This is a genomic window from Citrobacter sp. Cpo037 (genome assembly GCF_030332945.1).
Taxonomy (GTDB): Bacteria; Pseudomonadota; Gammaproteobacteria; order Enterobacterales; family Enterobacteriaceae; genus Citrobacter; species Citrobacter portucalensis.
The window spans coordinates 71,726-94,167 of sequence record NZ_JAOWGW010000073.1 but is presented as its reverse complement, the minus strand read 5'-3'; the positions used below and the strand labels follow the sequence as shown (position 1 = coordinate 94,167).

Here is a 22,442-nt window from a genome sequence, read left to right as displayed (position 1 = left end):
TATCCGGCCTACAAACGAGCTCTTTCTGTAGGCTGGATAAGACGCTTAAGCGTCGCCATCCGGCGCTGGAGTTTCATCTATTTCAATACGTCGAATCTGTAAGCCGTCATCGGCCACAATTCTCAGCATATCGCTGTTGCATTGCGGACATCGGCGCACGCGTTGCGTCAGTAACGTGACGTATTGCTGACAAGATTCGCACCAACATTCGGCTTCTTGTTCTTCGAGGTGGAGTTTACAACCTTCTGCAAGGGTCCCGCGGCATACCAGATCAAAACAAAAGGAGAGAGCGCTGGTTTCTACGCAAGAAAATGCGCCAATTTTGAGCCAGACCCCAGTTACTCGCTGAGCACCGTGTTGCGTGGCCTGTTGTTCAATCAATTCCAGTGCCCGTTGGCAGAGGGTTATTTCGTGCATACCGCCTCCTGTGAAGTTGCCGTGTTAAAAGCAATAAGCATGCCAGGTTGAATTTTTTCATTTGTGACAATGACGACGATGACGAAATGACATGTCGTCACCCGCCTTTGATTTTTTATCTATATGAAAATTAAGTGATTTAATTTTGGCATGAAATGTGCTTAAGGCTGTTCATCTCTGCTAAACGGGTAACCTGACATGACTATTTGGGAAATAAGCGAAAAAGCCGATTACATCGCTGAACGGCATCGTCGCCTACAGGACCAGTGGCGTATTTACTGCAACTCGCTGGTTCAGGGGATCACCCTGTCAAAAGCGCGTTTGCATCATGCGATGAGCTGCGCGCCGGACAAGGATCTCTGCTTCGTCCTTTTTGAACACTTCACTATCTACGTCACGCTGGCGGACGGCTTTAACAGCCATACCATCGAATACTACGTCGAAACGAAAGACGGTGATGATAAACAGCTGATTGCACAGGCAGAATTGACTATCGACGGTAAGGTCGATGAGCGTATTAGCAACCGCGATCGCGAGCAGGTGCTGGATCACTATCTCGAAAAAATCGCCACCGTCTACGACAGCCTGTACACCGCGGTTGAGAACAATATGCCGGTGAATTTAAGCCAGCTGGTTGAGGGACATAGCCCGGCTTAAGCCTCGGGTGCTGCCCACTTTGTCATGGTGCGGTCTACATACTGCATCACGACGTTTTAGGGAATGGGCATGTCGAAAAATGTCGAAATGACATTTGGTAGACATGTTTTCGTCAAAAATGACTATCACCTGAGGAATGCCTGGTGAATCGTTTTGTAATTGCTGACTCCACTCTTTGTATTGGCTGCCACACCTGTGAAGCCGCCTGCTCAGAGACACATCGCCAGCATGGCCTGCAGTCAATGCCGCGCCTGAAAGTGATGTTAAATGAAAAAGAATCCGCGCCGCAGCTTTGCCACCAGTGTGAAGATGCGCCTTGCGCCACCGTGTGTCCGGTTAATGCCATTAACCGCGTTGATGGCGCCGTACAGCTGAACGAAAGCTTGTGCGTAAGCTGCAAACTGTGCGGGATCGCTTGTCCGTTTGGCGCGATAGAGTTTTCCGGTAGCCGTCCGCTACATATTCCGGCAAACGCCAATACGCCAAAAGCGCCTCCGGCTCCGCCAGCGCCTGCTCGCGTGAGTTCGCTGTTGGACTGGGTTCCCGGCGTTCGTGCCATCGCGGTGAAATGCGATCTGTGTAGTTTTGACGAGCAAGGTCCTGCCTGCGTGCGCATGTGTCCGACCAAAGCCCTGCATCTGGTGAGCAACATGGATATCGCCCGCGCCAGCAAACGTAAGCGTGAGCTGACTTTCAATACCGATTTCGGCGATCTCACCTTGTTTCAGCAGGCTCAGAGTGGGGATGCAAAATGAGCGCAATTTCACTGATTAACAGCGGCGTAGCCTGGTTTACAGCGGCTGCGGTTCTGGCATTTCTGTTTTCATTTCATAAATCGCTGAGCGGCTGGATTGCTGGAGTTGGCGGTGCGGTCGGCAGCCTGTGTACGGCAGCCGCGGGTTTTACCGTTCTGACTAATGCGCTGGCGGTGAGCGGCGTGATGCCGTTTATTGGTCACAGTCTGCAAATTACTCCGCTGAATGCTATCTGGCTGATTACGCTGGGCCTGTGCGGCCTGTTTGTCAGCCTGTACAACATTGACTGGCATCGTCATCCGCAGGTGAAAGCTAACGGCCTGCTGGTGAATCTGCTGATGGCCGCGGCGGTATGTGCGGTGGTTGCCAGCAACCTCGGTACGCTGGTGGTGATGGCGGAAATCATGGCGCTGTGTGCCGTGTTCCTTACCGGATGCAGTAAAGAAGGCAAACTGTGGTTTGCACTGGGGCGTATTGGTACGCTACTGCTGGCGGTCGCCTGCTACCTGGTGTGGCAACGTTACGGCACTCTGGAGCTGCGTCTTCTTGACCTGCGCACCCAGGAGCTGCCGCTCGGGTCTGACATCTGGCTGCTGGGCGTGGCAGGTTTTGGCCTGCTGGCCGGCATTATTCCGCTGCACGGTTGGGTGCCACAGGCACACGCCAATGCCAGCGCACCGGCTGCGGCGCTGTTCTCTACCGTCGTCATGAAGGTTGGTCTGCTGGGTATTCTCTCCCTGTCGTTGCTGGGCGGTAACGCGCCGCTGTGGTGGGGGATTACGCTGCTGGTGCTGGGCATGATCACCGCGTTTGTTGGCGGTCTGTATGCGCTGATGGAACACAACATCCAGCGTCTGCTGGCGTACCACACGCTGGAAAACATCGGCATTATTCTGCTGGGTCTGGGCGCTGGCGTGACCGGAATTTCCCTGAATCAACCGGCGCTGATTGCGCTGGGTTTGACCGGCGGTCTGTATCATCTGGTTAACCACAGCCTGTTCAAAAGCGTTCTGTTCCTGGGTGCAGGCAGCATCTGGTTCCGTACCGGTCATCGTGATATCGAAAAACTGGGCGGTATCGGTAAACGTATGCCGGTTATCTCGCTGGCGATGCTGGTTGGTCTGATGGCGATGGCCGCGCTGCCGCCGCTGAACGGTTTTGCCGGTGAGTGGGTTATCTACCAATCCTTCTTTAAGCTCGGCAATAGCGGCGCATTTGTCGGTAGCCTGTTAGGACCGTTGCTGGCGGTAGGGCTGGCAATTACCGGCGCGCTGGCGGTGATGTGTATGGCGAAAGTCTATGGCGTTACGTTCCTTGGCGCACCGCGCACGAAGGAAGCTGAAAATGCCTGCTGCGCGCCAATCCTGATGGGGGTGAGCGTCGTCGCGCTGGCTATCTGCTGCGTGATTGGCGGCGTTGCTGCGCCGTGGCTGCTGCCGATGATCTCCTCTGCCGTTCCGCTGCCGTTGGAAACCGCGAACACCACCGTTTCTCAGCCAATGATCACGCTGCTGCTGATCGCGTGTCCGCTGCTGCCGTTCATCATCATGGCCATTTTCAAAGGCAACCGTCTGCCATCGCGTTCACGCGGTGCGGCGTGGGTGTGTGGTTACGATCACGAGCAGTCAATGGTGATTACCGCGCACGGTTTTGCCATGCCGGTGAAAGAAGCCTTTGCCCCGGTACTCAAACTGCGTAAATGGCTGAACCCGGTATCACTGGTTCCGGGCTGGCAGAATGCGGCTGCACCGGTGCTGTTCCGTCGCCTGGCGCTGATTGAGCTGGCGGTGCTGGTGGTGATTGTGGTTTCACGAGGAGCCTGAGAATGAGTGTTTTATATCCGTTAATTCAGGCGCTGGTGCTGTTTGCCGTTGCGCCGCTGCTGTCCGGTGTTACCCGCGTGGCGCGTGCGCGTTTGCACAATCGCCGCGGTCCGGGCGTTTTGCAGGAATACCGCGACATTATCAAACTGCTGGGCCGTCAGAGCATTGCGCCTGCGGATTCCAGCTGGGTTTTCCGCCTGACGCCGTTTGTGATGGTGGGCGTGATGCTGACTATCGCCACTGCGTTGCCGGTAGTGACCGTTGGCTCGCCGCTGCCACAACTGGGCGATCTGATCACCTTAATTTACCTGTTCGCCATCGCCCGTTTCTTCTTCTCTATCGCGGGACTGGATACCGGTAGCCCGTTTACCGCCATTGGCGCCAGCCGTGAAGCGATGCTCGGCGTGCTGGTTGAACCTATTTTGCTGCTGGGACTGTGGGTAGCGGCACAGGTTGCGGGTTCAACCCATATCAGCAATATCGCCGATACCATTTACCACTGGCCTGCTGCGCGCAGCATCCCGCTGATTCTGGCACTGTGCGCCTGTGCTTTCGCCACCTTTATCGAAATGGGCAAACTGCCGTTCGATCTGGCGGAAGCAGAGCAGGAGTTGCAGGAAGGTCCATTGACTGAATACAGCGGCAGCGGTTTTGCCGTGCTGAAATGGGGCATTAGCCTCAAACAGCTGGTCGTTCTGCAAATGTTCGTTGGCGTGTTCCTGCCGTGGGGACAGATGGAAACCTTCACCGCCGGCGGGCTGCTGCTGGCGCTGGTGATTGCCGTCGTCAAGCTGGTCCTCGGCGTGCTGGTCATCGCCCTGTTCGAAAACAGCATGGCGCGTCTGCGTTTTTGCGCCACTTCACGCGTGACCTGGGCCGGTTTTGGGTTTGCGTTTTTAGCGTTCGTCTCCTTGCTGGTGGCGTGATTTAAGAGAGTTTGAGCATGTCTGAAGAAAAATTAGGTCAACAATATCTCGCTGCGCTGCACCAGGCCTTTCCGGGCGTGGTGCTGGATGAAGCCTGGCAGACCAAAGATCAGCTGACGATCACCGTCAAGGTGAACTACCTGCCGGAAGTGGTTGAGTTCCTGTACTACAAACAGGGCGGCTGGTTATCTGTGCTGTTTGGTAACGACGAACGTCAGCTGTGCGGTCATTACGCCGTTTATTACGTGATGTCGATGGAGCAAGGCACCAAGTGCTGGATAACCGTCCGCGTTGAAGTCGATGCCAATAAACTGGAGTTCCCGTCCGTCACGCCGCGCGTTCCAGCAGCGGTCTGGGGCGAGCGTGAAGTGCGCGACATGTACGGTTTGATCCCGGTTGGTTTACCGGATGAGCGCCGTCTGGTGTTACCGGATGACTGGCCGGATGAACTCTATCCGCTGCGTAAAGACAGTATGGATTATCGTCAGCGCCCGGCGCCGACTACCGATGCTGAAACCTACGAGTTCATCAACGAACTGGGCGACAAGAAAAATAACGTGGTGCCGATTGGCCCGTTGCACGTCACCTCCGATGAACCCGGTCACTTCCGCCTGTTCGTTGACGGCGAGAACATTATCGACGCCGATTACCGTCTGTTCTATGTCCACCGCGGCATGGAGAAACTGGCGGAAACCCGTATGGGTTATAACGAAGTGACGTTCCTGTCGGATCGCGTGTGCGGCATCTGCGGCTTTGCGCATAGCACCGCTTATACCACCTCCGTTGAGAATGCGATGGGCATCGTGGTGCCGGAACGTGCGCAGATGATACGCGCCATTCTGCTGGAAGTTGAGCGTCTGCATTCGCACCTGCTCAACCTCGGCCTGGCCTGTCACTTCACCGGTTTTGACTCCGGCTTTATGCAGTTCTTCCGAGTGCGTGAAACGTCGATGAAGATGGCGGAGATCCTCACTGGGGCACGTAAAACCTACGGTTTGAACCTGATCGGCGGTATTCGTCGTGACCTGCTGAAAGAAGATATGATCCAGACCCGTCAACTGGCGCAGCAGATGCGTCGTGACGTGCAGGAACTGGTCGATATGCTGCTCAGCACGCCGAACATGGAACAGCGTACGGTTGGTATTGGTCGTCTGGATCCGGAAATTGCCCGTGACTTCAGTAACGTCGGCCCGATGGTTCGCGCCAGCGGCCACGCACGTGACACCCGCGCCGATCACCCGTTTGTCGGTTATGGTCTGCTGCCGATGGAAGTTCACAGCGAGCAGGGCTGCGACGTTATTTCTCGCCTGAAAGTCCGTATCAATGAAGTCTACACCGCGCTGAATATGATCGACTTTGGTCTGGATAACCTGCCGGGCGGCCCGCTGATGGTGGAAGGCTTTACCTATATTCCTCACCGTTTCGCACTGGGCTTTGCTGAAGCGCCGCGTGGAGATGACATCCACTGGAGCATGACCGGCGACAACCAGAAACTGTATCGCTGGCGCTGCCGTGCGGCGACCTACGCCAACTGGCCGACGCTGCGCTACATGCTGCGTGGCAATACCGTTTCCGATGCCCCGCTGATTATCGGTAGCCTCGATCCTTGCTACTCCTGTACTGACCGTATGACCGTGGTCGATGTGCGTAAGAAGAAGAGCAAAGTCGTGCCGTACAAAGAACTTGAGCGCTACAGCATCGAGCGTAAAAACTCGCCGCTGAAATAAGGAATCGCCATGTTTACCTTTATCAAAAAAGTCATCAAAACCGGGGCGCCGACGTCGTCGTATCCGCTGGAGCCGATTGCGGTCGATAAAAACTTCCGTGGCAAACCGGAACATAATCCGCAGCAGTGCATCGGCTGTGCGGCCTGTGTGAATGCGTGCCCGTCGAACGCGCTGACGGTAGAAACCGATCTGGTCACCAATGAGCTGGCGTGGCAGTTCAACCTTGGGCGCTGCATTTTCTGCGCCCGCTGCGAAGAAGTCTGCCCGACAGCGGCAATCAAGCTGTCGCAGGAGTATGAGCTGGCGGTGTGGAAGAAAGATGATTTCCTGCAGCAGTCTCGTTTTGGGCTGTGCAATTGCCGCGTATGTAACCGTCCGTTTGCGGTGCAAAAAGAGATTGATTACGCCATTGCGCTGCTTAAGCACAACGGTGATACCCGCGCGGAAAATCACCGTGAAAGCTTTGAGACCTGCCCGGACTGTAAGCGCCAGAAATGTCTGGTGCCGTCTGACCGTATTGAACTGACTCGCCATATGAAAGAGGCCAGCTGATGAGCAATTTATTAGGCCCACGTGACGCCAACGGTATTCCGGTACCGATGACGGTGGATGAATCCATTGCCAGCATGAAAGCGTCGCTGCTGAAAAGCATTAAGCGTTCAGCGTATGTTTACCGCGTGGACTGCGGCGGCTGCAACGGTTGCGAAATCGAAATCTTTGCCACGCTTTCTCCGCTGTTTGATGCCGAACGTTTTGGCATCAAAGTCGTACCGTCACCGCGCCATGCGGATATTCTGCTGTTTACCGGCGCGGTAACTCGTGCCATGCGCTCTCCGGCGCTGCGTGCCTGGCAGTCTGCGCCAGATCCGAAAATTTGTATCTCTTACGGTGCCTGCGGTAACAGCGGCGGTATCTTCCACGACTTATACTGCGTATGGGGCGGCACGGACAAAATCGTACCGGTGGACGTGTATATTCCTGGCTGTCCGCCGACGCCTGCGGCAACGCTGTACGGTTTTGCCATGGCGCTGGGTCTGCTGGAGCAAAAAATTCACGCGCGTGCGCCGGGTGAACTGGACGAACAGCCGGCGGAAATTCTGCATCCGGACATGGTTCAGCCGCTGCGCGTGAAAGTGGATCGCGAGGCTCGCCGTCTGGCGGGATACCGCTATGGTCGCCAGATTGCTGATGACTATATGACGCAGTTAGGGCAGGGCGAGCATCAGGTGGCGCGTTGGCTGGAAGCGGAAAACGATCCGCGTCTGACCGAGATCGTCACGCATCTTAATCATGTTGTCGAAGAGGCGCGTATCCGATGAGTGAAACGGTGGTGTTCAGTCAACTGAGCCGTAAGTTTATTGATGAGAACGATGCGACGCCCGCTGAGGCGCAGCAGGTTGTCTATTACAGCCTGGCGATTGGTCACCACCTTGGGATCATCGATTGCCTGGAAGCGGCGTTAACTTGTCCATGGGACGAATATCTGGCATGGATTGCTACCCTTGCTGAGGGAAGCGAAGCCCGCCGGAAAATGGAAGGCGTGCCAAAATACGGCGAGATCGTTATCGATTTCAACCATGTGCAAATGCTGGCGCGCGCGTTCGATGATGCGCGTGCCGTGCAGACCCCGCAGCAGCAGGAGTGGAGCAAGCTGATGCTTAGCATGCTGCACGACATACACCAGGAAAGCGCCATCTATCTGATGGTGAGGAGACACCGTGACTGACGTTTTATTATGTGTGGGTAACAGCATGATGGGCGATGACGGCGCGGGCCCGCTGCTGGCTGAAATGTGTGCTGCAAATCCTCAAGGCAACTGGGTTGTCATCGACGGCGGTAGCGCGCCGGAGAACGATATTGTCGCCATCCGCGAGCTGCGCCCGCAACGTTTGTTGATTGTTGATGCCACCGATATGGGGCTGAACCCAGGCGAAATCCGCATTATCGATCCCGATGATATTGCCGAGATGTTCATGATGACCACCCACAACATGCCGCTGAACTACCTGGTAGATCAGCTGAAAGACGATGTTGGTGAGGTAATTTTCCTCGGCATTCAACCGGACATCGTCGGTTTTTACTACCCGATGACACAGCCGATCAAAGATGCGGTTGATACCGTCTATCAGCGATTAGCCGGTTGGGAAGGACTCGGTGGATTCTCCGAGCTGGAAGCGCCAGAAGAGTAAACCGTATCAGTGCCGGATGTGAACGACATCCGGCCTGTTTTCCCAGTGTATCCTCGTCATTCAATTGCCTGCTCAATAATTAACTTCCCCTGCATCACTGATACATTTACTGCCGTACCGGTCGGAAATCCAGCTTGTTCCAGCCAGTCGCCGTTCAGCGTGAGTGAGGCGTGACGACTGATTCGTCGCGTGTAACCCGTTTTTGGATCTTCATGGCGTTTTCTGACATAGCTGACTTTCAAGCGACGTACCGGTTTGGTGATTGCCACTGTTGTTTTACCCTTTTTATCAAACATGCACGCTTCCTTGTGGTGAATGGCCAGGATTAAAAACTACTGAATAAAATGCCAGTAAAAAAGGGGGAGGGCAAACCTGAAACTGGAAGGACGATTCCAAATCCGGAATGTAATAAATGAAATGAAAATATGTACTTTTGCCGGAAGGCTGTAACCCCCTCCGGTAGATCCGTCATGCCAGATCGGCACCGTTACTGGCGATGACTTTTTTGTACCACCAGAATGATTTCTTGCGTGTACGTGCCAGCGTGCCGTTGCCCGCATCATCGCGGTCAACATACACAAAACCGTAGCGTTTGCTCATCTCACCGGTTGAGGCAGAAACCAGATCGATACAGCCCCATGTGGTGTAACCCATCAGCGGCACGCCATCTTCAATCGCGTCTGCCATGGCGCGAATATGTTCGCGTAAATAGCTGATGCGATAGTCGTCATTGATCTCACCGTTAGCATCGATTTCATCTTTCGCTCCCAGCCCGTTTTCCACCAGAAACAGCGGTTTTTGGTAGCGGTCATACATCATATTCATGGTGATGCGCAGGCCGAGCGGATCGATTCCCCAGCCCCATTCGCTGGCGGCAATGTACGGATTACGCAGCGACTTCACCACGTTGGCAGCACTGGTATTGCCCGTGTTCATTTCAGCGGAGGCGCAGCGCGATGCGTAATAGCTGAACGAGACGAAATCGACGGTGTTTTTCAGGATGTCGTCGTCTTCCGGGGCTTTTTCGATTACCACGCCTTTTTCGCGAAACACGCGGGCAGAGTAAGCCGGGTAGGCCCCGCGCGCCTGCACATCAATAAAGAACAGGTTTTCACGGTCTTTTTCCAGTGCGGTCCACACATCTTCCGGCTTACACGAGTAAGGATAAAAATTACCGCCAGCCAGCATACAACCGACCTGGTTTTGCGGATTAATTTCATGGGCTATTTTAGTCGCAAGGGCGCTGGCTATCAGTTCGTGGTGAGCGGACTGATATTTCACCTGATCCTGATTTTCACCTTCTTCAAATACCAGCCCAGCGCCTGAAAAGGGGCTGTGCAGCATGATGTTGATTTCGTTGAACGTCAGCCAGTACTTCACCAGACCGTCAAAGGCCTCGAAGCAGGTACGGGCGTAGCGGGTAAAGAACTCCACCATTTTGCGGTTACGCCAGGAGCCGTACTCAGTGACCAGATGCATAGGCACATCGAAGTGACACAGCGTGACTAATGGCTCAATACCGTATTTTTTACACTCGGCAAACACGGCCCGATAAAACGCGATTCCGTCTTCATTCGGCGTCAGCTCGTCGCCGTTAGGGTAGAGGCGGCTCCAGGCAATGGAAGTACGAAAAACCGTAAACCCCATTTCCGCCATCAGCGCGATATCTGCTTTATAGCGATGATAAAAGTCGATCGCCTGATGGCTGGGATAAAATTCGTCATCCCGCAGCGTAAAGCGCCTTTCCTGACCCAGTTTGACGGGCATGCGGTGTGTGCCGTGGGGGATCATATCGACGGTAGTCAGCCCTTTGCCGCCTTCCCGGTATGCCCCTTCAGACTGGTTGGCGGCCAGTGCGCCGCCCCATAAAAATCCTTGCGGAAAAACAGACATAATTAACCTCAGTTCATACCAGTCAAATGCTGGCTCCATTGATATTGCCCGGTTGTGCGGCCTGGTTTTTTCTGGCCTGCGCGGCTGCATCTTCGACAGGAATATCTTCAAAGCCGAGAATCAGCGTTAGTACAAAAGAAAGCACTACCGCCAGCGCCATCACGCCAAATACCCAAACGATGGTCATCGGATTGGCCGGATCGAAAAACTGGACGCTGGTGAACAGACCTGGAGCCGCCATGGAGTGGCTTGCAAGCCCGGCCATTCCGGCAACAGCACCGCAGATAAAACCGCTGATAAGGCTCGCAATCAGCGGACGTTTCAGGCGGATTGCCACGCCATACAGCGCGGGTTCGGAAATGCCCGCCATGATGGCTGAGGCGGCGGCCGCTAACGCCGTCTGGCGCAGCTCCGGGTTTTTGGTTTTCCATGCCACTGCCAGCGATGAACCACCTAACGACAAATTGGCGCCAATTTCCGATGGCATTACCATGCCTTCTTTTCCGGTTTCGGCAATGGTCTGAATAATGGTTGGCGTAAAGACACGGTGCATACCGGTCATTACCAGCAGCGGCCACAGTGCGCCCATAATGGCTACCGACAGCCAGCCGAGATAGCCGTGGATGGTATAGACCAGCGCTGAAATCGCGCTACCGATCCAGATACCGATCGGGCCAATGATGACGATGGCTAGCGGGGCGGCGATCAGCACGATCAGCATCGGTTTGAGGAAGTTTTTGGTCACCGCCGGAGTTATACGATCGACCCAACGTTCGATGTATGACAAGCACCAGGTCATGACCAGCGCCGGGATCACCGTGTAGGTGTATTTCACCGCCGTCACCGGGATCAGGGCAAACTCAACGTGCTCACCCTGCGCGGCCTTCGCCATCAGGTCGATAAAGCTGGGATGCACCAGTACGCCCGCGATGGCGATAGCCAGCGACATGTTGGTTTTGAATTTGATAGCGGCCGACGCGGCGACCATCAGCGGCAGGAAGAAGAATGCGCCGTCACCGATAACGGTCAGAATGGTGAGTGTGGACGATCCTTTCACCAGCACGCCAGTCATTTCCAGAACCATCGCCAGCAGCTTGAGCATTGATCCGCCGATAATCGCCGGGATCAACGGCGACATAGTGCCGATCAGCGCATCAAGGATCCCCGCGCCAATCCGCTTCAGCGTCAGTTGGGGTTTGATTTGCGGCTCAGCAGGCTGCATGTTGGCAGGCAACAGGCTGACCACTTCACGATACGCCTGCGAAACGGTGTTGCCGATAATCACCTGACACTGGTTCTCGTTACGCACCACGCCGAGCACGCCAGTGAGGGTTTTCAGCGTAGCACTGTCGACCAGCGAGTCATCTTTGAGAACGAAACGCAAACGGGTCATACAGTGGGTCACTGCTGTGATGTTGTTGACGCCTCCCAGAGCCGTCACAACGGAGCGCGCCAGCGCCGCATAATTCTTGGACATCGGATTTAATCCTGTTTTATCAGTAGAGTACGTTATGTTTTATCCGTTTACGTGGGTCGCTTTTCTGAGTTGATGAAACGCAGATAGGAAACCGGTTCCACAAAATCATGTTTAAATTGCATTAATTGATCAAGGTTTAATTTTGATCATTTTTTGTAATTGTGACTCCGATCACCAGATGTCAGCGTCTGTGATTTAGCAGCAAGGACAGCGGCAAAACGGTGAAGTACACTGCGTCACATTGAGAGAAAAGGGATGAGTAATATGACCACGATGCTGGAGGTGGCGAAGCGTGCCGGGGTGTCGAAAGCGACGGTTTCCCGGGTGCTTTCCGGAAACGGCTATGTCAGCCAGGAAACCAAAGACCGCGTGTTTCAGGCCATTAAAGAGAGTGGTTACCGCCCAAATTTGCTGGCGCGCAGTCTGGCGGCGAAAACCACGCAGACGCTGGGTCTGGTGGTAACGAATACCCTTTATCACGGCGTCTATTTCAGCGAGCTGCTGTTTCATACCGCGCGGATGGCGGAAGATAAAGGACGCCAGCTGTTACTGGCTGACGGTAAGCACAGCGCTGAGGAAGAGCGCCAGGCGATCCAGTACCTGCTCGACCTGCGCTGTGACGCGATTATGATTTATCCGCGTTTTCTCAGCGTGGATGAGATAGACGATATCATCGATGCCCACAGCCAGCCGATTATGGTGCTTAATCGACGCCTGCGGAAAAACAGTAGCCACAGCGTATGGTGCGATCAAAAGCAGACCAGCTTTAACGCCGTTACTCAGCTCATTGCCGCCGGGCATAAAGAGATTGGTTTTATTACCGGCTCGATGGATTCGCCAACCGGCGTGGAGCGACTTTCAGGCTATAAAGACGCGCTGGCACATCATGGTCTCGCGCTAAATAATGATCTGATTGTTAAAGGGAAATGGACGCCAGCCTGCGGCGCTGCGGGTGTGGATACTTTGCTTTCGCGCAAGGTCAATTTTACCGCATTGGTGGCCAGCAATGACGATATGGCGATCGGCGCGATGAAGCAGTTGCACGGGCATGGTGTGAGCGTTCCCGCACAGGTGTCGGTGATTGGCTTTGATGATATCGCCCTCGCGCCATACACTATTCCGGCGCTTTCCAGCGTTAAAATTCCGGTAACAGAAATGATTCAGGAAACGATTGGGCGCCTGATCTTTATGTTGGGTGACGGGGCGTTTACGCCGCCAAAAACTTTCACCGGTGAACTCATTGCGCGCGACTCAGTTGCGCCTCCCGCTTCGCGCTGACGGCTGTCATTTGTCATCGTCACTAGTGACGATGACACACCCTTCTTGCGTACTTCAAAACAAAATTCCTTTAATAACAGCAAATTAAATTCTGGCACGATTTGTGTATGTTTCGGCAGATATTCTGTCATTGCTGGAGAAATTGATGAACCGTTTCATCATTGCAGACGCCAATAAATGCATTGGTTGCCGTACCTGTGAAGTGGCCTGCGTGGTATCCCATCAGGATAACCAGGACTGCGCATCGCTGACCCCTGAAACCTTTTTACCCCGTATTCACGTCATCAAAGGCGTTAATGTCTCCACGGCGACGCTGTGCCGCCAGTGCGAAGACGCGCCGTGCGCTAACGTCTGTCCAAACGGTGCGATCAGCCGTGATAAAGGTTTTGTTCATGTAATGCAGGAACGTTGCATTGGCTGTAAAACCTGCGTTGTGGCTTGTCCTTACGGCGCAATGGAAGTGGTCGTGCGTCCGGTCGTGCGTAACAGCGGCGCAGGTCTGAACGTCCGTGCAGAAAAAGCGGAAGCCAATAAGTGCGACCTGTGCCACCATCGTGAGGCCGGTCCTGCCTGTATGGAAGTGTGCCCGACTCACGCGCTGATTTATGTGGATCGCAATAAGCTTGAGCAACTGAGCGCGGAAAAACGTCGTCGCGCTGCGCTGGATTCCACCGCATCTTTGCTGTTCTGATATCTGAAAATCCGCGTAAAATACGGTAGTACTTATGCCGGATGGCGGCTTCGCCTTATCCGGCCTACTGTTCGCATCCACGTAGGCCTGATAAGCGTAGCGCTATCAGGCAAACCGGGATAGATGACTGCGGGAACGACTTAATGACAATAAACAACCACTCCGGCGTACAGCTGCGTATTCGCGGTAAGGTACAGGGCGTCGGATTTCGCCCCTACGTCTGGCAACTGGCGCAGCGGTTACAACTGCATGGCGATGTGTGTAACGACGGTGACGGTGTGGTTGTGCGCTTACAGGAAGATCCAGCGGAATTTATTGCGCAGTTGCATCAACACTGCCCACCGCTGGCGCGCATTGACAGCGTTGAAAGCGAACCATTCGCCTGGACGCAGCAGCCTTCCGATTTCTCGATTCGTCAAAGTGCTGGCGGTACGATGAATACGCAAATTGTTCCGGACGCCGCGACCTGTCCCGAATGCCTTGTTGAAATGAACACCCCCGGCGAACGTCGTTACCGATACCCCTTTATCAACTGCACCCACTGTGGTCCGCGTTTTACGATTATCCGCGCCATGCCTTACGATCGTCCGTTTACCGTAATGGCGTCATTCCCTCTCTGCGCACAATGCGATCAAGAGTATCGCGATCCGTACGACCGTCGCTTCCACGCCCAGCCAGTGGCTTGTCCGGCATGCGGCCCTCATCTGGAGTGGTTCTGTGCGGGTGAGCGAGCGGAGAAAGAAGAGGCGCTGCAGGCGGCGGTATCGCGGCTGAAAGCAGGCGGTATTGTGGCGGTTAAAGGCATTGGTGGGTTTCATCTGGTGTGCGATGCGCGAAATGATAGCGCCGTAGCGCTACTCAGGCTGCGCAAACACCGTCCGGCGAAACCTCTGGCAGTGATGCTGCCCTCTGATGAAGGATTGCCTGAACCCGCTCGTCGTTTGCTGACTACCCCTGCTGCGCCGATCGTGCTGGTGCAGAAACGCTATGTCGCTGCATTGAGCGAGGGTATTGCGCCAGGGTTAACGGAGGTTGGCGTCATGCTGCCAGCGAATCCGTTACAGCATTTGCTCTTACAAGAGATGAATTGTCCGCTGGTGATGACCTCTGGCAACCTCAGCGGCAGGCCTCCGGCCATTACCAACGCCCAGGCGCTGGAAGATTTACACGACATTGCCGACGGTTTCCTGCTGCATAATCGCGAAATTGTGCAGCGGATGGATGACTCCGTGGTGCGCGACAGTGGGGAAATGCTGCGTCGTTCCCGAGGATATGTGCCAGATGCGGTCGCACTACCGCCAGGATTTCGCGACGTGCCGCCAATGCTGTGCTTAGGGGCGGATCTGAAAAATACTTTCTGTCTGGTGCGCAGCGAGCAGGCGGTTATCAGCCAGCATTTGGGCGATCTCAGCGATGACGGCATTCAGCAACAGTGGCGTGATGCGCTACGCCTGATCCAGAACATTTATGACTTTATGCCGCAGCGTATTGTGCATGATGCACACCCTGGCTATGTTTCCAGTCAGTGGGCCAGTGAAATGGAGCTGCCAACTGAAACGGTGCTGCATCACCATGCGCATGCCGCTGCGTGTCTTGCGGAGCACGGCTGGCCGCTCAATGGCGGTGATGTGATTGCCCTGACGCTAGACGGTATCGGTATGGGGGAAAACGGCGCGCTGTGGGGTGGAGAGTGTTTGCGGGTTAACTATCGTGAATGCGAACACCTTGGCGGCTTACCGGCGGTAGCGCTGGCGGGCGGCGATCTGGCGGCAAAACAGCCGTGGCGTAATCTGCTCGCGCAGTGCCTGCGTTTTGTTCCTGACTGGCCGCGTTATCCGGAAACATCGGTGCTGCAACATCAAAACTGGAACGTGCTGGCGCGCGCGATTGAACGGGGAATTAACGCTCCGCTGGCGTCATCGTGCGGACGACTGTTTGATGCCGTTGCCGCCGCGTTGCAATGTGCACCGGAATCATTGAGTTATGAAGGTGAAGCGGCTTGTGCGCTTGAGGCGATGGCATCGCAATGTGATGGCGTTGATCACCCTGTCACGCTGCCGCTTGATGACACTCAGCTGGACTTAGCGGTTTTTTGGCAGCAATGGCTGAACTGGCAGGCCAAACCAGCAGAAAGGGCATGGGCGTTTCACGACGCGCTGGCGTGTGGGTTTGCCACTCTGATGCGAAAGCAGGCTGAAGTGCGCGGGCTCAAGACGTTAGTATTCAGTGGTGGCGTGATGCATAACCGCTTATTGTCGGCCCGTCTGGCGTTTTATCTGCGTGATTTTACCTTACTGTTCCCGCAGCGTTTACCGGCGGGCGACGGCGGGTTGTCATTGGGGCAGGGCGTGATTGCCGCGGCGCGAGCGTTGGCGCAAAAATAAAAAAAGCCCCGGGACTGGCGGGGCAAGAAAAACATGTCGGGGCATACCGACAAGTGGCAACGCACATCCATGTGCGTGAGGTTAATAAATCAGTAGCAGCGTTGCCGGGCAAAGTCGTAGGCCGGAGGCGCCATTCGGCATCCCAGACTTACACAGGCAACGTTTTCAGTAGCGCAAAGGCCTCTTTCATGCGGTCTTCACTGACGACAAACGCACACAGCTGGCCTTCGTCGTTCATCCCTCTGGCGACCATTCCCTGCGCTTCGGCGGCGATGTGCCAGTTCAGATCGCGGCGCTGGGTTTCCCCGGCCAAATGCAGAGGCAGTTCTGGCGTTTTGACTTTTACCAGCATGGCTGGCAGTTTCAATGGCGCATTGCCGCCGAGCAGGTTTTTCGCCAGATACATGGCACTCAGCTGAATCGGCTGCAGGAACGGGAGCACCTGACCGTTAATCTCCGCACAGTCGCCGAGAGCATAAATATCTGGGTGGCTGGTTTGCAGGTAGCTATCGACGCAGACACCACGATTGATGTTCAATCCGGCGCGACGCGCCAGTGCGGTCTCCGGGCGTAAGCCGGTGGCGGCGATCACCGCATCGACTTCCACGCTGCGGCTACGATCGAGCGTGGCACGAATACCTGGCGCCGTTTTCTCCAGCCCCTGAAGCTGTGATTTCAACAACAGGTGTACGCCCATATCGGTCAGACGATGCTGTAAGCGACTGCTGACTTCCGGCGGCATCAGTGAAGCCAGAATGCTGGCGGCGTTGTCGATAAGCGTCACCGCTTTACCGGCACGACAGAAATCCATCGCCAGTTCACTGCCAATCAAGCCGCCGCCGACAATCAGCACCCGCTGGGCGTCACGCAGCTGTGTTTCACAAGCGCGATACTCTTGTTGGCTGTTCAATGTGAGCATTAACTCACGTCCGGTAACCGGCGGTACAAAGGCTGAAGCGCCCGTCGCCAGCACCAGCTTGTCGTACTGCCACTGCTGATCCTGGCTTTTCACTACGTGGGCATCAGCATCGATGTCGGTTACCCAGGTGTGCGGGAACAGGCGCAAATTAAACTGTTCGGCAAACTCCCCCGCCGACTGGCGGGTGAGGTCGTCTGCACGCTGTGACTGACTGATAACATGGCTGAGATCGGGCTTGTTGTACTCATCCATGCTGTCCGCAGCAATCAAGGTCAGCGGGACATTTGCATCCTGCTTACGGATATTTTTGACTAACTGGCGGGCGGCGAAGCCCGAACCAATAATGACAATTCCGCGGCTCATTTTGCCTCCGTTGCCAGTACGTCGAAGACGTCTTTACCTAATGAACATTCTGGACACAGGAAGTTATCCGGCACGTCGCTCCACGGTGTACCCGGCGCGACATCCTGCAGCGGTTCACCTTTTGCTGGGTCGTAAATCCACTGGCACACGCTGCACTGCATGCTAGGGCCAAGATCGGCGGCAGCCGCAGCGGCGCAAGCGCACTCTTCTTCTTTGGAAGCTGCTTTCACGGTTGCTTCCGGCAGTGGAGCAAGCGCCCACTGACGAGCGATTTCACGGCCGTGCTGGCGGCACAGTTCCAGCGCATCCAGGTCCGGACGCCATTTTGCCTTCAGGCTCAGCGACATTTCGAAACCTGCATCCTGCAAACGCGTGGACAAACGGTCTACTGCACCGCCGCTCCAGCCGTGTGAACCAAAGGCGCTGGCGCGTTTGTTACGAAAACGCAGGCCGGTCATCTCTTCCACCAAACCAGCGATTTTTGGCATCATCACGTTGTTCATCGTCGAAGTACCGACCAGCACGCCTTTAGAGCGGAAGACGTTAGTCAGAACTTCGTTCTTATCGCTACGGGCGACGTTAAAGATTTTCACGGCCACGTTCGGGTCAACTTCGTTGATGCCCTGGGCAATGGCGTCGGCCATCATGCGGGTGTTGTTGGACATGGTGTCGTAGAAAATGGTGATGCGGTCTTCCTGATAATCCGCCGCCCATTTCAGGTACATCTCAACGATTTGCGTTGGGTTGTCGCGCCATACCACGCCGTGAGAAGTAGCAATCATATCGACCGGCAGGTTGAAGCCGAGGATCTCAGTGATTTTCGGTGTAACCAGACGGCTGAACGGCGTCAGGATATTGGCGTAGTAACGCTGGCACTGTTCGAACAGTTCGGTCTGGTCAACTTCGTCGTTAAACAGACGTTCGTCGCAGTAGTGCTGACCGAAGGCGTCGTTACTGAACAGCACCGCGTCGCCGGTCATGTAGGTCATCATGCTGTCAGGCCAGTGCAGCATTGGCGTTTCAACGAAGATCAGCTGTTTGCCGTTACCAATGTCCAGTGAATCACCGGTTTTCACCACGTTGAAATTCCACTCCGGGTGATGGTGATGCCCGTTGATGGAGTCAATGGCGTTGGCTGTGCAGTAAATCGGCGTGTCCGGGATGCAGGACATCAGCTCAGTCAGCGCCCCTGCATGGTCTTCTTCCGCGTGGTTAATAATGATGTAGTCGATATCCGCGAGGTCAATTTCACTGCGCAGGTTCTGCACGAATTCACGGCTAAACTTGTGGTCTACTGTATCGATCAGGACATTTTTTTCTTCACGGATGAGATAGCTGTTGTAGCTGCTGCCGCGCAGCGTTTTGTATTCAGTCCCGTGGAAATCACGAACTTCCCAGTCACGTTGGCCAACCCAATGAATGTTATTTTTAACCAGAATAGACATAGCAACCTCAGTAATTAATTCAGCGTTTTTCTAAAAAAGATGTTTTGCTTATTGCAGGTTGCGTGCCAACTTTTTATTTTATTGATTTTAATGGTTTTATTGTTTTCTGCTTATTAAGTGGTAGTCAAAATGACTATTCATTTTATTGTCAATATGACAATATGAATTGTCAAAATGACAATGAGGTAGTTATGAGCTTTTCCGTAGACGTGCTGGCGGGCATCGCCATTGAATTACAAAGCGGTATTGGACATCAGGACCGTTTTCAACGTCTGATAACCACCTTGCGTCAGGTGCTGGAGTGCGACGCGTCGGCGCTATTGCGCTACGAGTCGCGACAGTTTATTCCGCTGGCGATCGATGGGCTGGCGCAGGATGTCCTCGGCAGGCGCTTTACTCTGGAAGGGCATCCGCGTCTGGAGGCGATTGCCCGCGCCGGAGACGTGGTTCGTTTCCCTGCCGACAGCGATTTGCCAGACCCATATGATGGTCTGATTCCGGGGCAGGAGAGTCTGAAAGTGCATGCCTGTATTGGGCTGCCGTTGTTCGCCGGTCAAAATTTGATTGGTGCGTTAACCCTGGATGGCATGGAGCCCGATCAGTTCGATGTTTTCAGCGATGAGGAGCTTAGGCTGATTGCCGCGCTGGCGGCGGGCGCGCTGAGCAATGCGCTGCTGATTGAACAACTGGAAAGCCAGAATATGCTGCCAGGCTCATCAACGGCTTTTGAGCAGGTGACGGAAACCCAGATGATTGGCCTGTCGCCCAATATGATGCAGTTGAAAAAAGAAATTGAGATTGTGGCGGGGTCCGATCTCAACGTGCTGATTAGCGGCGAAACAGGGACCGGGAAGGAGCTGGTGGCTAAAGCTATCCATGAAGGTTCGCCGCGCGCAGTGAATCCACTGGTGTATCTGAACTGTGCGGCGTTGCCGGAAACCGTAGCCGAAAGTGAGCTGTTTGGTCACGTAAAAGGCGCATTTACCGGGGCTATCAGCAATCGTAGCGGTAAGTTTGAAATGGCCGACAATGGGACGCTGTTTCTCGACGAGATAGGCGAACTCTCGCTGGCGCTACAGGCTAAGCTGCTGCGCGTATTGCAGTACGGCGATATTCAGCGCGTGGGTGACGATCGCAGCCTGCGTGTGGATGTGCGGGTGCTGGCGGCGACGAACCGTGATTTACGCGAAGAGGTGCTGGCCGGGAATTTCCGCGCGGATTTGTTCCACCGTCTGAGCGTCTTCCCCCTTTCTGTACCGCCTCTTCGCGAGCGCGGCGAAGATGTGGTGCTGCTGGCCGGCTATTTTTGCGAGCAATGCCGACTGCGGCTGGGTCTTTCCCGCGTGGTGCTAAGCCCCGGCGCGCGTAGTCATCTGCTGAATTACGGCTGGCCCGGAAATGTGCGCGAGCTGGAACATGCCATTCACCGGGCGGTTGTTCTGGCAAGGGCTACCAGGGCAGGTGATGAAGTGGTGCTGGAGACGCAGCATTTTGCCCTGCAGGACGAAGGTCCGACTCCGCAGGCGGCGGAAGTTGTTGCGGAGATCCCGCAACATCACAATCTGCGTGAAGCAACAGAGTCGTTCCAGCGGGAGATGATCCGCCGGGCATTGGTGCAAAATAATCACAGTTGGGCGGCAAGTGCGCGGGCGCTGGAAACAGACGTCGCCAACCTGCACCGGCTGGCGAAACGTCTGGGTCTGAAGGATTAGATAATACCGGCCTGATAAAAATCCTGCAGGTTGATAGCACCGGTGAGTTTACCGTTTTCATCGACCACCGGTGCGGCAGTGATTTTACGCTTCATCAGGATCTCTTTGGCGTCAATCGCGCGGCTCTGCGCCTGTAGCGTAATGCCATTCTGAGTCATAGCTTCGCTAACCTGGGTGGTAAGCGCTCCGCCGCCAACCAGCCAGCGGCGCAGGTCGCCGTCGGTAAAGACCCCTTTCACCAGTGACTGATCGTCGCAGACCGCGACCAGGCCAAGACCCGTGCGGCTGAGTTCCAGCATCGCGTCCATCACGCTGGTGGCGAGCTTCACCTGAGGTATGGCATCGTCACGGCGCATCAGATGATGCACTTTATTTAACAGACGAGCGCCCAGCGCACCTGCCGGATGCGAGCGGGCAAAATCTTCTTCGTTAAAGCCGCGCGCCTGCATCACGGCGATCGCCAGCGCGTCGCCCATCATCAACGTATTTACGGTGCTGGACGTCGGTGCCAGGCGCATCGGACAGGCTTCGCGCTCAACGGAAATATCCAGCACGGCTTTGGCTGCCAGACCCAACGGTGAGGTCGGTTTTCCGGTCATTGCCAGCAGTGCGACGGATTTGTCTTCCAGGCGTGGGATGATGAGATCCAGCTCTTTCGCACCGCCGGAGTAGGAGATAAACAGCATGACATCACGGCTTTCGATCATCCCTAAGTCGCCGTGCAGCGCTTCCGCCGGATGCACAAAAAAGGCGGGTGTGCCGGTACTGGCGAGGGTCGCCGCAATTTTTTTGCCAATATGACCTGATTTACCAATACCGGAGACAATGACTTTGCCTTCACAGTGGATAATCGTATTGGCGGCGCGGACAAAATCATCGCCCAGGCGTTCTGGCAGTCGGCTGGCTTCCTGTAGTTCTAGCATTAACGTCTGACGGCCCGCGTTCAGTAGTGCATCACTCATTGGTTTCTCCGGTTATGATCACTTCAATCCCTTTTGCTTCCAGCGCCTGACGAAACGCAGGGTCGATGCCCGCATCGGTAATCAGCTTGTCGACGCTTTCCAGACTGCATACAACATTAGGGCTTTTGCGCCCAAATTTTGACGAGTCAGCCATCAGAATCACTTCGCGAGCGGCATTGCACATCGCTTTACTGACGCTAAACACCTCATTAAAGGTGGTCACGCCGGCATTGAGGTCAATGCCGTCGGTGCCCATGAAGAGTTTATCAAAGCTGAACTGCTCAAAGGCGTTTTCTGCCAGCTGACCGTGAAATGACGCAGATTTTTTGCGAAAGGTCCCGCCGGGCATCAGGATAGTTTGCTCGTTGTCCAGCTCCGAAAGGGCGTTAACAATGTGCAGACTGTTGGTCATGACGGTGATATTGCTAAAGCGGGTGAGCATCGGCACCATCTGCAATACGGTGCTACCCGCATCCAGAATAATAGAGTCGCCATCGTGTATAAAACGGACGGCGGCTTCGGCAATCTGCTCTTTTTTATGCGTATTGATTAGCGTTTTATGATCAATTGGCGGGTCGGATTCGTCTTTATTTAATACTACGCCGCCATAGGTACGAATGACGGTTCCGGCATTTTCCAGAATGACCAGGTCTTTGCGAATGGTCGTGCCGGTCGTGTCAAAGTAGTGGGCCAGTTCTTCAACCGAGCATTTTCCCTGCTTTTGCAGATGCTCCAGTATGGCAGCCTGACGCTGACGAGGTTTCATAGGCGTGATTACCCTGACTTAATAGGTTGCAAAATGATAATTTCGCAAGCTATTAGCA

At 54.8% G+C, this 22,442-nt stretch carries 21 protein-coding genes; 13 read left to right on the top strand and 8 right to left on the bottom strand.

Translation table 11 applies throughout. From position 1 onward, the window contains the following. Positions 1 to 45: 45 nt before the first annotated feature. Positions 46 to 417 (bottom strand): hydrogenase maturation nickel metallochaperone HypA, encoded by a 372-nt coding sequence (gene hypA / locus OGX94_RS19170; protein ID WP_003825904.1) that lies wholly within the window; start codon positions 415 to 417, stop codon positions 46 to 48. A 198-nt stretch (positions 418 to 615) separates the two neighbouring features. On the opposite strand from hypA, the gene hycA reads away from it, so the two are divergent. From hycA to hycI, 9 genes are all read left to right on the top strand, one after another. After that, on the top strand, positions 616 to 1,074 hold the full coding sequence (gene hycA / locus OGX94_RS19165; RefSeq protein WP_003825906.1) for a formate hydrogenlyase regulator HycA: 459 nt from the start codon (positions 616 to 618) through the stop codon (positions 1,072 to 1,074). A gap of 143 nt (positions 1,075 to 1,217) precedes the next feature. Further along, positions 1,218 to 1,829 (top strand): formate hydrogenlyase subunit HycB, encoded by a 612-nt coding sequence (gene hycB / locus OGX94_RS19160; protein ID WP_003825909.1) that lies wholly within the window; start codon positions 1,218 to 1,220, stop codon positions 1,827 to 1,829. Further along, positions 1,826 to 3,652, top strand: coding sequence for a formate hydrogenlyase subunit 3 (hycC, locus tag OGX94_RS19155; protein WP_003825912.1), 1,827 nt, complete (start codon positions 1,826 to 1,828; stop codon positions 3,650 to 3,652). Before hycB ends, hycC begins: the two co-directional genes overlap by 4 nt. A gap of 2 nt (positions 3,653 to 3,654) precedes the next feature. After that, complete coding sequence (locus OGX94_RS19150) at positions 3,655 to 4,578, top strand: respiratory chain complex I subunit 1 family protein (protein WP_003825914.1); 924 nt, start codon at positions 3,655 to 3,657, stop codon at positions 4,576 to 4,578. 17 nt (positions 4,579 to 4,595) lie between these two features. Further along, positions 4,596 to 6,305: a formate hydrogenlyase subunit HycE gene (gene hycE / locus OGX94_RS19145; RefSeq protein ID WP_003037393.1), complete on the top strand. Its 1,710-nt coding sequence runs from the start codon at positions 4,596 to 4,598 to the stop codon at positions 6,303 to 6,305. A gap of 9 nt (positions 6,306 to 6,314) precedes the next feature. After that, positions 6,315 to 6,857, top strand: a complete 543-nt coding sequence (locus tag OGX94_RS19140) for a formate hydrogenlyase complex iron-sulfur subunit (protein WP_003825918.1) — start codon at positions 6,315 to 6,317, stop codon at positions 6,855 to 6,857. Beyond that, complete coding sequence (gene hycG, locus OGX94_RS19135) at positions 6,857 to 7,624, top strand: formate hydrogenlyase subunit HycG (RefSeq protein WP_003037388.1); 768 nt, start codon at positions 6,857 to 6,859, stop codon at positions 7,622 to 7,624. Before OGX94_RS19140 ends, hycG begins: the two co-directional genes overlap by 1 nt. Next, positions 7,621 to 8,031 carry a formate hydrogenlyase maturation HycH family protein gene (locus tag OGX94_RS19130; RefSeq protein ID WP_003037385.1) on the top strand — a complete coding sequence of 137 codons (411 nt, stop codon included), beginning with the start codon at positions 7,621 to 7,623 and terminating at the stop codon, positions 8,029 to 8,031. Before hycG ends, OGX94_RS19130 begins: the two co-directional genes overlap by 4 nt. After that, entirely contained in the window at positions 8,024 to 8,494 is a 471-nt protein-coding gene (gene hycI, locus OGX94_RS19125) for a hydrogenase maturation peptidase HycI (protein ID WP_257662032.1), read from the top strand. The genes OGX94_RS19130 and hycI overlap by 8 nt, the downstream gene beginning before the upstream one ends. A 56-nt stretch (positions 8,495 to 8,550) precedes the next feature. On the opposite strand, the gene OGX94_RS19120 is transcribed toward hycI, so the two are convergent. The 3 genes from OGX94_RS19120 to ascF all read right to left on the bottom strand — a co-directional run bounded on the left by OGX94_RS19120 (position 8,551) and on the right by ascF (position 11,864). Beyond that, positions 8,551 to 8,790, bottom strand: a complete 240-nt coding sequence (locus OGX94_RS19120) for a SymE family type I addiction module toxin (RefSeq protein WP_164562514.1) — start codon at positions 8,788 to 8,790, stop codon at positions 8,551 to 8,553. Positions 8,791 to 8,962: 172 nt separating this feature from the next. Continuing rightward, entirely contained in the window at positions 8,963 to 10,387 is a 1,425-nt protein-coding gene (locus tag OGX94_RS19115; RefSeq protein WP_197385558.1) for a 6-phospho-beta-glucosidase, read from the bottom strand. 22 nt (positions 10,388 to 10,409) lie between these two features. Continuing rightward, positions 10,410 to 11,864, bottom strand: coding sequence for a PTS cellobiose/arbutin/salicin transporter subunit IIBC (gene ascF, locus OGX94_RS19110; RefSeq protein WP_257662031.1), 1,455 nt, complete (start codon positions 11,862 to 11,864; stop codon positions 10,410 to 10,412). 264 nt (positions 11,865 to 12,128) lie between these two features. Between ascF and OGX94_RS19105 the strand changes: the two genes are divergently transcribed. The 3 genes from OGX94_RS19105 (at position 12,129) to hypF (ending at position 16,217) form a co-directional block, all read left to right on the top strand. Beyond that, positions 12,129 to 13,142, top strand: coding sequence for a LacI family DNA-binding transcriptional regulator (locus OGX94_RS19105; protein WP_149334936.1), 1,014 nt, complete (start codon positions 12,129 to 12,131; stop codon positions 13,140 to 13,142). A 145-nt stretch (positions 13,143 to 13,287) separates the two neighbouring features. Beyond that, entirely contained in the window at positions 13,288 to 13,833 is a 546-nt protein-coding gene (gene hydN / locus OGX94_RS19100) for an electron transport protein HydN (protein ID WP_003037366.1), read from the top strand. Between the two features lie 143 nt (positions 13,834 to 13,976). Next, positions 13,977 to 16,217 carry a carbamoyltransferase HypF gene (hypF, locus tag OGX94_RS19095; RefSeq protein WP_286569769.1) on the top strand — a complete coding sequence of 747 codons (2,241 nt, stop codon included), beginning with the start codon at positions 13,977 to 13,979 and terminating at the stop codon, positions 16,215 to 16,217. Positions 16,218 to 16,365: 148 nt separating this feature from the next. Here hypF and norW read toward each other — a convergent pair whose 3' ends face one another. Next, on the bottom strand, positions 16,366 to 17,499 hold the full coding sequence (gene norW / locus OGX94_RS19090) for an NADH:flavorubredoxin reductase NorW (RefSeq protein ID WP_003825933.1): 1,134 nt from the start codon (positions 17,497 to 17,499) through the stop codon (positions 16,366 to 16,368). Further along, entirely contained in the window at positions 17,496 to 18,944 is a 1,449-nt protein-coding gene (gene norV / locus OGX94_RS19085) for an anaerobic nitric oxide reductase flavorubredoxin (protein WP_003825935.1), read from the bottom strand. The genes norW and norV overlap by 4 nt, the downstream gene beginning before the upstream one ends. Before the next feature lie 191 nt (positions 18,945 to 19,135). On the opposite strand from norV, the gene norR reads away from it, so the two are divergent. Next, a complete protein-coding gene (gene norR / locus OGX94_RS19080; protein ID WP_003825937.1) occupies positions 19,136 to 20,656 on the top strand; it encodes a nitric oxide reductase transcriptional regulator NorR in 1,521 nt (506 codons plus the stop codon). On the opposite strand, the gene gutQ is transcribed toward norR, so the two are convergent. Together gutQ and srlR are read right to left on the bottom strand one after the other, a co-directional pair. Then, the gene (gene gutQ, locus OGX94_RS19075) at positions 20,653 to 21,618 is read right to left on the bottom strand and encodes an arabinose-5-phosphate isomerase GutQ (protein WP_257662029.1); all 966 of its coding nucleotides are present in this window, start codon (positions 21,616 to 21,618) and stop codon (positions 20,653 to 20,655) included. The genes norR and gutQ overlap by 4 nt on opposite strands. Then, complete coding sequence (gene srlR, locus OGX94_RS19070) at positions 21,611 to 22,384, bottom strand: glucitol operon DNA-binding transcriptional repressor SrlR (RefSeq protein ID WP_003037350.1); 774 nt, start codon at positions 22,382 to 22,384, stop codon at positions 21,611 to 21,613. Before srlR ends, gutQ begins: the two co-directional genes overlap by 8 nt. Positions 22,385 to 22,442: the final 58 nt, after the last annotated feature.

Coding starts and splice junctions, on each gene's coding strand:
- hypA (WP_003825904.1), bottom strand. CDS start 417: ATGCACGAAATAACCCTCTGCCAACGGGCACTGGAATTGATTGAACAA.
- hycA (WP_003825906.1), top strand. CDS start 616: ATGACTATTTGGGAAATAAGCGAAAAAGCCGATTACATCGCTGAACGG.
- hycC (WP_003825912.1), top strand. CDS start 1,826: ATGAGCGCAATTTCACTGATTAACAGCGGCGTAGCCTGGTTTACAGCG.
- OGX94_RS19150 (WP_003825914.1), top strand. CDS start 3,655: ATGAGTGTTTTATATCCGTTAATTCAGGCGCTGGTGCTGTTTGCCGTT.
- hycE (WP_003037393.1), top strand. CDS start 4,596: ATGTCTGAAGAAAAATTAGGTCAACAATATCTCGCTGCGCTGCACCAG.
- OGX94_RS19140 (WP_003825918.1), top strand. CDS start 6,315: ATGTTTACCTTTATCAAAAAAGTCATCAAAACCGGGGCGCCGACGTCG.
- hycG (WP_003037388.1), top strand. CDS start 6,857: ATGAGCAATTTATTAGGCCCACGTGACGCCAACGGTATTCCGGTACCG.
- OGX94_RS19130 (WP_003037385.1), top strand. CDS start 7,621: ATGAGTGAAACGGTGGTGTTCAGTCAACTGAGCCGTAAGTTTATTGAT.
- OGX94_RS19120 (WP_164562514.1), bottom strand. CDS start 8,790: ATGTTTGATAAAAAGGGTAAAACAACAGTGGCAATCACCAAACCGGTA.
- OGX94_RS19115 (WP_197385558.1), bottom strand. CDS start 10,387: ATGTCTGTTTTTCCGCAAGGATTTTTATGGGGCGGCGCACTGGCCGCC.
- ascF (WP_257662031.1), bottom strand. CDS start 11,864: ATGTCCAAGAATTATGCGGCGCTGGCGCGCTCCGTTGTGACGGCTCTG.
- OGX94_RS19105 (WP_149334936.1), top strand. CDS start 12,129: ATGACCACGATGCTGGAGGTGGCGAAGCGTGCCGGGGTGTCGAAAGCG.
- hydN (WP_003037366.1), top strand. CDS start 13,288: ATGAACCGTTTCATCATTGCAGACGCCAATAAATGCATTGGTTGCCGT.
- hypF (WP_286569769.1), top strand. CDS start 13,977: ATGACAATAAACAACCACTCCGGCGTACAGCTGCGTATTCGCGGTAAG.
- norW (WP_003825933.1), bottom strand. CDS start 17,499: ATGAGCCGCGGAATTGTCATTATTGGTTCGGGCTTCGCCGCCCGCCAG.
- norV (WP_003825935.1), bottom strand. CDS start 18,944: ATGTCTATTCTGGTTAAAAATAACATTCATTGGGTTGGCCAACGTGAC.
- norR (WP_003825937.1), top strand. CDS start 19,136: ATGAGCTTTTCCGTAGACGTGCTGGCGGGCATCGCCATTGAATTACAA.
- gutQ (WP_257662029.1), bottom strand. CDS start 21,618: ATGAGTGATGCACTACTGAACGCGGGCCGTCAGACGTTAATGCTAGAA.
- srlR (WP_003037350.1), bottom strand. CDS start 22,384: ATGAAACCTCGTCAGCGTCAGGCTGCCATACTGGAGCATCTGCAAAAG.